Origin of the sequence: Candidatus Symbiopectobacterium sp. (genome assembly GCF_020054415.1) — a bacterium.
Classification (GTDB): Bacteria; Pseudomonadota; Gammaproteobacteria; order Enterobacterales; family Enterobacteriaceae; genus Symbiopectobacterium.
This window is the reverse complement of the sequence record NZ_JAHWCO010000383.1, coordinates 1-9,936: the sequence shown is the minus strand read 5'-3', so window position 1 is coordinate 9,936 and position 9,936 is coordinate 1. Positions and strand designations below refer to the sequence as shown.

10 protein-coding genes and 1 pseudogene are annotated in these 9,936 nt (G+C 52.6%); 7 read left to right on the top strand and 4 right to left on the bottom strand.

All coding sequences use genetic code 11. From position 1 onward, the window contains the following. Positions 1 to 278 precede the first annotated feature (278 nt). Positions 279 to 551, top strand: coding sequence for a stress-induced protein YchH (gene ychH, locus QZ506_RS11405; protein ID WP_291971162.1), 273 nt, complete (start codon positions 279 to 281; stop codon positions 549 to 551). 251 nt (positions 552 to 802) lie between these two features. On the opposite strand, the gene prs is transcribed toward ychH, so the two are convergent. The 3 genes from prs to lolB all read right to left on the bottom strand — a co-directional run bounded on the left by prs (position 803) and on the right by lolB (position 3,405). Further along, entirely contained in the window at positions 803 to 1,750 is a 948-nt protein-coding gene (gene prs / locus QZ506_RS11400; RefSeq protein WP_291971160.1) for a ribose-phosphate diphosphokinase, read from the bottom strand. 153 nt (positions 1,751 to 1,903) lie between these two features. Further along, positions 1,904 to 2,779, bottom strand: coding sequence for a 4-(cytidine 5'-diphospho)-2-C-methyl-D-erythritol kinase (gene ispE / locus QZ506_RS11395; protein WP_291971158.1), 876 nt, complete (start codon positions 2,777 to 2,779; stop codon positions 1,904 to 1,906). A 2-nt stretch (positions 2,780 to 2,781) separates the two neighbouring features. After that, a complete protein-coding gene (gene lolB / locus QZ506_RS11390) occupies positions 2,782 to 3,405 on the bottom strand; it encodes a lipoprotein insertase outer membrane protein LolB (protein ID WP_291971156.1) in 624 nt (207 codons plus the stop codon). Positions 3,406 to 3,663: 258 nt separating this feature from the next. Between lolB and hemA the strand changes: the two genes are divergently transcribed. Genes hemA through kdsA form a run of 6 tightly spaced genes read left to right on the top strand, consistent with a single transcriptional unit; the run spans position 3,664 to position 8,992 of the window. Continuing rightward, positions 3,664 to 4,920 (top strand): glutamyl-tRNA reductase, encoded by a 1,257-nt coding sequence (gene hemA / locus QZ506_RS11385; RefSeq protein WP_291971154.1) that lies wholly within the window; start codon positions 3,664 to 3,666, stop codon positions 4,918 to 4,920. 39 nt (positions 4,921 to 4,959) lie between these two features. Then, on the top strand, positions 4,960 to 6,042 hold the full coding sequence (prfA, locus tag QZ506_RS11380) for a peptide chain release factor 1 (protein WP_291971153.1): 1,083 nt from the start codon (positions 4,960 to 4,962) through the stop codon (positions 6,040 to 6,042). Then, positions 6,042 to 6,893 carry a peptide chain release factor N(5)-glutamine methyltransferase gene (prmC, locus tag QZ506_RS11375; RefSeq protein WP_291971151.1) on the top strand — a complete coding sequence of 284 codons (852 nt, stop codon included), beginning with the start codon at positions 6,042 to 6,044 and terminating at the stop codon, positions 6,891 to 6,893. The genes prfA and prmC overlap by 1 nt, the downstream gene beginning before the upstream one ends. Beyond that, on the top strand, positions 6,893 to 7,285 hold the full coding sequence (locus QZ506_RS11370) for a SirB2 family protein (protein ID WP_291971149.1): 393 nt from the start codon (positions 6,893 to 6,895) through the stop codon (positions 7,283 to 7,285). The genes prmC and QZ506_RS11370 overlap by 1 nt, the downstream gene beginning before the upstream one ends. Before the next feature lie 2 nt (positions 7,286 to 7,287). After that, positions 7,288 to 8,097 carry an invasion regulator SirB1 gene (gene sirB1, locus QZ506_RS11365; RefSeq protein ID WP_291971147.1) on the top strand — a complete coding sequence of 270 codons (810 nt, stop codon included), beginning with the start codon at positions 7,288 to 7,290 and terminating at the stop codon, positions 8,095 to 8,097. A gap of 40 nt (positions 8,098 to 8,137) precedes the next feature. Next, on the top strand, positions 8,138 to 8,992 hold the full coding sequence (kdsA, locus tag QZ506_RS11360) for a 3-deoxy-8-phosphooctulonate synthase (RefSeq protein ID WP_291971145.1): 855 nt from the start codon (positions 8,138 to 8,140) through the stop codon (positions 8,990 to 8,992). A 192-nt stretch (positions 8,993 to 9,184) separates the two neighbouring features. Here kdsA and QZ506_RS11355 read toward each other — a convergent pair. After that, positions 9,185 to 9,793 (bottom strand): annotated as a pseudogene (locus tag QZ506_RS11355) (YdgH/BhsA/McbA-like domain containing protein); the annotation flags it as partial. Between the last annotated feature and the right edge of the window lie 143 nt (positions 9,794 to 9,936).

Sequence of the window (9,936 nt, the reverse complement as noted above, 5' to 3'; positions counted from 1 at the left end):
CCAGTGAAACGACGGATCCTCGCAACGTAAAATCATGCAGTTAGGCCTCATGAGAAAAGTGTACAGCTGAGATGACAAGCATTTTCAACCAAAACTGGCATGGAAAAACAGCATGATTACCTATTATTCAACAAAGCCCACTTGCTTACCTGTGATCGCCTACGCAATACCTTATTGCCTACAGCGTCTATAATTACATCAGAACAAGGACGGTTACGTAGCATTTTAATTTTTCAGAACGGTCACGTATTTTACCTGACCCTTACAGGAGGTGACAGATGAAACGCAAAAATGCTGTCATGCTGGGCAACGTATTTATAGGCATCGGTATGGTGTTAATGGTCGGGGGTATCGCCTTCACCATTATCAGTCAATTACCTGAGCTGAACTTGCCCGCCTACTTTACCTATTTCGACCTAATGGCAATTTTCGCTGGTGCCATGACCTGGCTGGTTGGGGCACTCATTGGCGGCCGTGAAGCCGTCGCTGATCGCTATTGGTGGGTAAAGCATTTTGATAAACGCTGCCGCCGTCAGCAACATCATTCCTGATGATACCAGACGCCTGCTTGTTCGGCAGGCGTCAGGATATTTTTTCTGCTTGCAGATAGTCCCCGCTTTGCGTGCTGATTATATTCCTCCTGCGATGTAGTTGACCCCGTAAATAATTATCGCCATTGTTCGCAGGCAATATTATTGACACGCCAAACGATATTATGTGCAATACGTGACCATATCCACGAGAAATAAAAAACGCCACCCTAGGGTGGCGTTTTGTTGACAACAGAAATGGACGCTGTTGATTAATGTTCAAACATGGCAGAAATAGACTCTTCGTTGCTGATGCGACGAATAGCTTCCGCCAGCATGCCCGAAAGTGTCAGTGTGCGCACGTTAGGCTGTGCTTTGATATTTTCCGACAGTGGAATGGTATCGCAGACGATAACTTCATCAATCACCGAATTCTTGATGTTTTCATACGCATTGCCGGAGAAAATCGGGTGAGTGGCATAAGCAAAGACTCGTTTGGCACCGCGTTCTTTTAATGCTTCTGCCGCTTTGCACAGTGTGCCACCGGTATCGATCATGTCGTCGACCAGAATGCAGTCGCGCCCTGCGACATCACCGATGATGTTCATCATTTGAGAGACGTTGGCGCGCGGACGACGTTTGTCGATGATCGCCATGTCAGTGTCGTTCAGCAGTTTAGCAATGGCACGTGCACGCACAACACCACCGATATCCGGAGAAACCACAATCGGGTTTTCCAGATTCTGCTGCAACATGTCTTCCAGCAGAATTGGGCTGCCGAAAACGTTATCGACCGGAACGTCGAAGAAGCCTTGAATCTGTTCTGCGTGCAGGTCCACGGTCAGGACACGGTCAACCCCTACGCTTGACAGAAAGTCAGCGACCACTTTGGCGGTGATCGGTACACGCGCAGAACGCACACGGCGGTCCTGACGAGCATAGCCGAAATAGGGGATAACGGCGGTAATACGTCCCGCTGACGCGCGGCGTAGAGCATCGACCATCACAACCAGTTCCATCAGGTTGTCATTGGTTGGTGCACAGGTGGACTGGATGATGAAAATGTCGCCACCACGAACGTTTTCATTGACTTGCACGCTGACTTCACCGTCGCTAAAGCGACCTACAGCGGCGTCTCCCAGGCTGGTGTATAAACGGTCGGCAATACGTTGCGCTAGTTTGGGGATAGCGTTACCAGCAAAAAGCTTCATATCAGGCACGAGAAGAACCTCAGGCTTGCGTCCAGAGAAATATTGTACCCGGTGTCTCGAGGGCGTTGCGAGGCAGCAGGTAAAATATGAATACGGGTGTATGAGTTAAGCGTTGAACTTAAGGCATAAACCCGCCATACGGGGTAAAAATGTTTTCAACGCTTAACGTTGCCCGGAAAGCACACGGTGCAGCGGCGAGGTGTTCACGCCACGCGCAACAAAACCGTTCAGCGTTTCCTGGGCCTGGTCAAGCACCTGACGAGCGGCGAATTCGGTGTCGAATTCGGCAAACACACAAGCTCCCGTTCCTGTCAGGCGCGCCGGTGCGTATTCTAGCAGCCAAGAAAGTCGCTGTTCAACCTCGCGAAAACGTTTTCTTACGGTAGATTCACAATCATTGACGAAGGTCTGTTTTTGTAGCGCATCTAATGTGCGTACCGGTGTGTCGCGTGGTAAGTCCGGATCGCTAAACACCAGCGGGGTCGGAATGGTGACGCCGGGATGTACTACCAGATACCATTTTTCCGTTGGTGAGGCGGGTGTCAGTATCTCACCAACGCCTTCGGCGAAAGCGGCATGCCCGCGTACAAACACCGGTACATCTGCGCCTAGTCGTAATCCCAACTGCGCCAGCGTGTCCTCATCAAGGCCACATTGCCACAGATGATTCAACGCAACCAGCACCGTAGCCGCGTTGGAAGATCCGCCGCCCAGACCGCCGCCCATTGGCAGGCGTTTATCGATAGCGATGTCAGCACCGTTATGGATCAGTGTGCGCCCCTGCTCCTGTCTGTAGGCCTGTAACAAGCGTGCCGCGCGTACGGCCAGATTGGTGTCGTCAGGCACGCCGGGCAGCGGGGTGAGTAGCTGGATAATGCCGTCGTTGCGTAATCGGATGTCTACCGTGTCGCCATAATCCAGAAACTGAAACAGCGTTTGCAGCAGGTGATACCCGTCGGCGCGTTGACCGGTGATATACAGAAACAGGTTGAGTTTGGCCGGAGATGGCCAGTGCGTCAGTTGTGCCGCATCGCTCATGCTTATTGCACCGTCCAGTTATTCATTTTCAGCTTGATGCGTTGCTCGCCTTGCGTCAGTTCCAGGGCGTTGGGTAGGGGGGGCGTGACGCTATCATCGTAACCGAGGTATTTCACTTCCCACGTCAAGCCGTTTTGTACCAGCGTTGCCGTACTGAGCCGCGCGTGCTCATCCAGCGTAAACTGCTGCGCATCTCCCGGCAGGCCAATCATCCACTGGCGCAGATTGTTCAATGGAATACGCATCCCGGTCAGTTGGGACAGCATGTAATCGGCATCTTTGCCGATATAACGTTTACCTTGCACATCGGTGATTTGAATGCCATCGGGCTGCGCGCGCAGTTCCAGTTCTGTCCCGCCGAACGGATTGGTCAGCAGCAGACGGTAGCGTTGCATGGAAGACTCATGCCAGAAAAAGTTGGCCGAAAGTTTCTTGCTATCGGAGAGATAGGCAAATGCGCCACGTGTCTGATACTGGCTCAATTGTTGCACCTGCTGCTTATGTTGTAACCAGGCCGGCGAATCCGACGTTGCACTAGGACCAGAGGGCTTGGTTAACGTACAAGCAGTCAGCAGCAAGCTTGCTAAAGGCAGGATCCGTAACGCGCGGGAGGTGTGACTTAACATGTTGCATATATCCTATTAAGGGTAGAGAAACCCCGTCATCATGTCGAATGTATACAGTGTGCCATGCGTTGCAAGCGATGCCCAGCTGCAATGTTTGACAGTGAAAAAGGAATGCGGCACGCAATATCAACTACGCCAATAGAGGTACTTCGCGCAGCGTCGCTTTTCATGCTGCGCAGCATCAAGTAGAATGCCCCTACTCGAAGACCATACTAATGTCGGCATTACTCTTGACGGCATTTATTCAAGAATGACCCAATGACCCTGCTTGCGCTTGGCATCAACCACAAAACCGCTCCAGTATCACTCAGGGAACGTATCGCGTTTTCCCCTGATGCGCTGGGGGATGCTTTGCACAGCCTGCTTGCGCAGCAGTTGGTGCAGGGTGGGGTTGTGCTGTCTACCTGCAATCGTACTGAACTGTATCTCAGTGTCGATGAGCGGGAGAACCAACGCGAACAGGTGGTCGACTGGCTGTGCCAGTTCCACCACCTGAACCCTGATGAACTGAAAAACAGCCTCTACTGGCATCAGGATAACGCGGCGGTTAACCACCTGATGCGTGTTGCCAGCGGATTGGATTCGTTGGTGCTGGGCGAGCCGCAAATTCTTGGGCAGGTAAAAAAAGCCTTTGCCGAATCCCAACGCGGTCACTCTCTCTCCAGCGAGCTGGAACGCTTGTTCCAGCGTTCGTTCTCAGTGGCAAAACGAGTGCGCACGGAGACGGATATCGGCGCCAGTGCGGTGTCGGTGGCGTTTGCTGCCTGTGCGTTGGCGCGGCAGATTTTTGAATCACTGGTGGGTGTTACCGTGCTGCTGGTCGGTGCGGGAGAAACTATTGAACTGGTGGCGCGCCATTTACGCGAACATCAGGTGAAACGCATGGTGATTGCCAATCGCACCCGCGAACGCGCGCAAGTCCTTGCCGCAGAAGTGGGCGCTGAAGTGATAACGCTGGGCGAACTGGACGACTATCTGGCGCAGGCCAATATCGTGCTCAGCTCCACCGCGAGTACGCTGCCGATTATTGGAAAAGGCATGATGGAAAGGACGCTGAAAGCTCGACGTAACCAGCCAATGCTTATGGTGGATATCGCCGTGCCGCGCGATATCGAGCCGGAAGTTGGTAAGTTACCCAACGTTTATCTATATAGCGTGGACGATTTGCATGCCATCATTCAGCACAACATGGCGCAACGTCAGGCCGCAGCGGTGCAGGCTGAATCCATCGTGCAGCAAGAATCTGCCGATTTTATGGCCTGGTTGCGTGCGCAATCTGCGGTGGAAAACATTCGAGAATACCGTTCACAGGCAGATGCGATTCGCGCGGAAATGACGGCGAAAGCGCTTGCAGCCATTCAGCAAGGCAATGACGTCGAAGCGGTGCTGGACGCGTTAACCTCGCGTCTCACTAACCGCCTCATTCATGCGCCTACCGCCGCGTTGCAGCAGGCTGCCCGCGATGGCGATTTGAACCGATTACATATTTTACGCGACAGCCTTGGGCTGGACTAGCACCCCTCCATTCTTAGTTGACAGGAATTAACCGCACACATGAAGCCTTCTATTGTTGCCAAACTGGAAGCGTTACAAGAACGTCACGAGGAAGTACGAACCCTGCTGGGTGAGCCGAGCGTTATCTCCGATATGGAGCGCTTTCGGGCGTTATCTCGCGAATATGCCCAGTTGGCGGACATCACGCGCTGTTTTCAACGTTGGCAGCAGGTGCAAGAAGACAGTGAAACCGCAGAATTGATGCTGGACGATGCGGAAATGCGCGATATGGCGCAAGAAGAATTAAAACAACTGAAGATTGACGGTGAGGCGCTGGAACAGCAGCTTCAGGTGCTGTTATTGCCGAAAGATCCGGAAGATGAGCGCGGTTGCTTCCTTGAAGTGCGTGCAGGCACCGGCGGTGATGAGGCCGCACTGTTTGCGGGCGATTTGTTTCGCATGTACAGCCGTTATGCTGAATCGCGCCGCTGGCGAGTGGAAATCATGAGTGCCAGCGACGGTGAGCATGGCGGCTATAAAGAGGTGATCGCCAAAGTGAGTGGCGATGGTGTTTATGGACAGTTGAAATTTGAGTCGGGCGGCCACCGCGTGCAGCGCGTGCCTGCCACAGAATCGCAGGGGCGTATTCACACCTCAGCCTGTACGGTCGCGGTAATGCCCGAGGTGCCCGAAGCGGAAACCCCCGATATCAATCCGGCGGATTTGCGTATTGATACCTTCCGTTCTTCCGGTGCCGGTGGTCAGCACGTTAACACCACCGACTCAGCCATTCGTATCACCCACTTATCGACCGGGATTGTGGTCGAATGTCAGGATGAGCGTTCCCAACACAAAAACAAGGCGAAGGCCATGTCGGTGCTGGTTTCACGTATACGCGCAGCAGAAGTGCAAAAACGTCAGCAGGAAGAAGCATCGACGCGTCGTAACCTGTTGGGCAGCGGCGACCGTTACGATCGTATCCGCACGTATAACTTCCCGCAGGGGCGCGTGACCGATCACCGCATTAACCTGACGCTTTACCGATTGGATGAAGCGATGGAAGGCAAGATGGATATGCTGATCCAACCCGTGATGCAAGAGTATCAGGCCGATCAGTTGGCTGCGCTGTCTGAGCAGGAATAATGGATTACCGCACTTGGGTGGCAACGGCGCTACATCAGCTGACCCACAGTGAAAGCCCGAAGCGTGACGCAGAAATTCTGCTGGAACATGTTACGGGCAAAGGGCGCACGTTTTTGCTGGCGTTTGGCGAAACCTTGCTTGATGACGCTCAGCTTCAGCGCCTGTCGGCGCTGCTGGCCCGTCGCATCAATGGTGAGCCAGTGGCTTATTTGACGGGCGCACGTGAATTTTGGTCTCTGCCACTGGCTGTCTCCCCGGCAACGCTGATTCCACGTCGAGACACTGAGTGCCTGGTGGAACAAGCGTTGCAGTGCATGGCGCAGTTCAGTGCTCCGACGGTGCTGGATTTGGGCACTGGAACCGGGGCGATCGCGCTGGCTTTGGCGAGCGAACGCCCGGATTGCACCGTGACCGGGGTTGACGTTCAGCAAGACGCGGTGACATTGGCACAACGCAATGCGGCGACATTGCAATTGCACAATGTGCAATTTCTGCATGGTAATTGGTTTGAACCGGTCGCGCCCACGCGTTTTCCCGTGATTGTCAGCAACCCGCCTTATATCGATGCCGAAGATATCCACCTGTGTGAAGGGGACGTGCGCTTTGAACCGCTCAGCGCACTGGTGGCTGCCGAAGGTGGACTGGCTGATTTGCGCTGGATTATCCAACAGGCTCCGCAACATTTGAAAAATACGGGCTGGTTACTGTTAGAGCACGGTTGGCAGCAAGGTAAACCAGTGCGGCAGTTGCTGCAACAGCGCGGTTTTGAGCAGGTTGCCACCTGCCGCGATTATGGTGGTAACGAGCGCGTGACGCTGGGGCAGTGGCCTGCGGCAGAGGGAGATGCCTGATGTCGTACCACGCCGTTGTTCTCACGATGCACGTGCTTACCGCTGTTGTAACGATTTGCCTGTTTGTGACACGTTTTTATTGGCTGTGCCGCCACTCTCCCGCGTTGCAACAGCGCTGGGTCAGGGTAGTGCCGCACATTAACGATACTCTACTGTTAGCGAGCGGTATTTCACTGATCGTTATCAATCGCTTTTATCCTTTCTCTGTGCAAGAAAGCTGGCTGACGGCGAAGCTGTTTGGCGTTATCATTTACATTTTACTGGGACACATCGCGCTGGGTCGACGCAAACGCAGCCTGAGTCTGCGTTGGGTAGCGTTTACCCTTGCTTTGGTGTGTTTCTTTCTGATTGCACAGGCAGCAATCACTAAACTCGCATTTCTGATGGAATAACTATGAGTTCTATTGCGGATTTTGAATTCAATCAGTCGCCGTTAAGTGAAGGAGTTATTTTAGTTTCACAGAGAGTGCGAAGTGACTTCTCCGCCCTGAATGTACGCAAGAAACTGCAACAGTTGGTTGATGAAGCGCGTAAAACCATTCCCCGCGATCTGGATCAGGATCAGCAACTGGATATGTTGTTGATGCTTTTTTACCACACCTGGGGATTTGGCGGTGCCAGTGGCGTTTACCGTTTATCGGATGCGCTGTGGTTAGATAAGGTGCTGGAATCCCGTCAGGGAATGCCAGTATCGCTGGGAATTGTGTTCCTGCATATCGCTCACGCCTTGGATCTTCCCATGATGCCGGTGATTTTCCCGACGCAGTTGATCCTGCGCGCGGACTGGATGGATAACGAGATGTGGCTCATCAATCCGCTCAATGGCGATACCCTGAGCGAACATGTACTGGATGTGTGGCTTAAAGGTAACATTGGCCCGTCTACGCAACTGATGGATGAAGATCTGGACGAAGCGGAAAACGTGCTGATTGTACGCAAATTGCTTGATACGTTAAAAGTGGCGCTGATGGAAGAGAAGCAGATGGAACTTGCGCTGCGGGCCAGTGAAGCCGTGCTGCAATTCGATCCGGAAGACCCTTATGAAGTTCGCGATCGCGGCTTGATCTATGCACAATTGGACTGCGACCATATCGCGGTGTCTGATTTAAGCTACTTCGTGGAACAGTGCCCTGAAGATCCGGTCAGTGAAATGATCAAAGTGCAAATTCACTCGATAGAGCAAAAACATATTGTATTGCACTAACGCATTTTTTTAATGTTAATCACTCCGATAAGGTAACAGCATGAAGAACAAAGTGGTCAAGGTTGGTGATATTCCTGTTGCCAACGACGCGCCTTTTGTCCTGTTTGGCGGTATGAATGTGCTTGAATCGCGCGATCTCTCCATGCGTATTTGTGAACATTACGTCACCGTAACGCAAAAACTGGGCATTCCCTACGTGTTCAAGGCCTCCTTCGACAAGGCTAACCGCTCCTCCATTCACTCTTATCGTGGGCCGGGTCTGGAAGAGGGCATGAAGATCTTCCAGGAACTGAAACAGACCTTCGGTGTGAAGGTGATAACGGATGTGCACGAAGCACAGCAGGCGCAGACCGTCGCCGATGTGGTGGATGTGATCCAGCTACCGGCATTTTTGGCGCGTCAAACCGATCTGGTTGAGGCTATGGCGAAAACCGGCGCGGTGATCAACGTGAAAAAACCGCAGTTTATCAGCCCAGGACAAATCGGCAATATCGTTGACAAGTTCAAGGAAGGTGGCAACGAGCAGGTAATTTTGTGCGATCGTGGCAGCAACTTTGGTTATGACAACCTGGTGGTGGATATGTTGGGTTTCAGCGTCATGAAGCAGGTGTCTGGCGGCTGCCCGGTGATTTTTGACGTGACTCACGCATTGCAATGTCGCGATCCTTTCGGTGCGGCCTCCGGTGGTCGTCGTGGTCAGGTCACTGAGCTGGCACGAGCAGGCATGGCGGTTGGTTTGGCGGGGTTGTTTATTGAAGCACATCCGGAACCGGCCAACGCGAAATGCGACGGTCCGTCTGCATTGCCGCTGAATAAGCTGGAACCCTTCTTGCAGCAAATTAAAGCGATTGATGATCTGGTCAAACAGTTCCCGGAACTGGATACCAACAACTGATTATTCGCGTTTAATTATCCGCTCTAAAAGCCGATTCTCGCCTACCATAGTCATTCCCGCGAAAGCTGGAATTTCGTGCAGAAGAAACGCATTTATTCTCACAGAGCTCTCCGGCTTTCGCCGGGGATGACAAGGTGTAAAGTGACTTTTGGTATGGGAATCTGCACTTCAGTAAAAAATTACAACACGCGGTTATTTATACAGATCCGCGCTGATGGTCATATTGCTGCCTTTGTTAAACCACTGCTTGGTAATGTGGTAGTACTTGGCACCCTTGTCTGCGGCACGTTTTGCCACGGCTTCTGACACATCTGTCGTTCCGTTGAAGTTGCCACGGAAGGTGATGGAGTCGAAGGGGCTCATCTGTGCTGCGGTGGCCTTGTTTAATTCCTGAATACTTTTGCCATCGTCCAAATTCACCGTATAGCGTCCGCCTTTAGATGTCTGCGTTTCGTAGAAATTACCCACGTTACGGCTAGGGCTGCCAGACATGGCAACTCCGGGGATTTCCACTTTAGCCGCCGCTTCACCACCTGCAGCTAGGGCTGCGCGGCCCGCGTCAGAGTCAGCGGGGATCACATCAGTGCTCTGCACCACACGTTTCGGCGTATCGGCTTTATAGACATAAGCGGTGGTCTTCTGGTTAGTGCCAGTGCTGTTGATATCGACCTGGCGCACGATAAAGAAAGAGGCGGCATTCTTCTCTTTAGCGGCTTTGGCGATGGCAGCATTGATGTCAGGCTGGGTAGAGAAATACCCGCTGACCGATACGGTATCAAACTGCTCCAGATGGTAAGCATCATATGTACTAGCTCAGACCTGATCTGACAGTTACCGATTATTTATACAGGTGTCTGTCAGATTACATCTGGTTCAGATTCTTTTCTGCCCAGATCCGTTTTCCATCGAGTAAAGTGGCCATCGGCGTACGCCCGCAGCACATT

What these genes read in the sequence shown, in the direction of transcription:
- ychH (WP_291971162.1), top strand. Translation starts at nt 279, where the DNA reads ATGAAACGCAAAAATGCTGTCATGCTGGGCAACGTATTTATAGGCATC.
- ispE (WP_291971158.1), bottom strand. Translation starts at nt 2,779, where the DNA reads ATGAGCGATGCGGCACAACTGACGCACTGGCCATCTCCGGCCAAACTC.
- lolB (WP_291971156.1), bottom strand. Translation starts at nt 3,405, where the DNA reads ATGTTAAGTCACACCTCCCGCGCGTTACGGATCCTGCCTTTAGCAAGC.
- hemA (WP_291971154.1), top strand. Translation starts at nt 3,664, where the DNA reads ATGACCCTGCTTGCGCTTGGCATCAACCACAAAACCGCTCCAGTATCA.
- prfA (WP_291971153.1), top strand. Translation starts at nt 4,960, where the DNA reads ATGAAGCCTTCTATTGTTGCCAAACTGGAAGCGTTACAAGAACGTCAC.
- prmC (WP_291971151.1), top strand. Translation starts at nt 6,042, where the DNA reads ATGGATTACCGCACTTGGGTGGCAACGGCGCTACATCAGCTGACCCAC.
- QZ506_RS11370 (WP_291971149.1), top strand. Translation starts at nt 6,893, where the DNA reads ATGTCGTACCACGCCGTTGTTCTCACGATGCACGTGCTTACCGCTGTT.
- sirB1 (WP_291971147.1), top strand. Translation starts at nt 7,288, where the DNA reads ATGAGTTCTATTGCGGATTTTGAATTCAATCAGTCGCCGTTAAGTGAA.
- kdsA (WP_291971145.1), top strand. Translation starts at nt 8,138, where the DNA reads ATGAAGAACAAAGTGGTCAAGGTTGGTGATATTCCTGTTGCCAACGAC.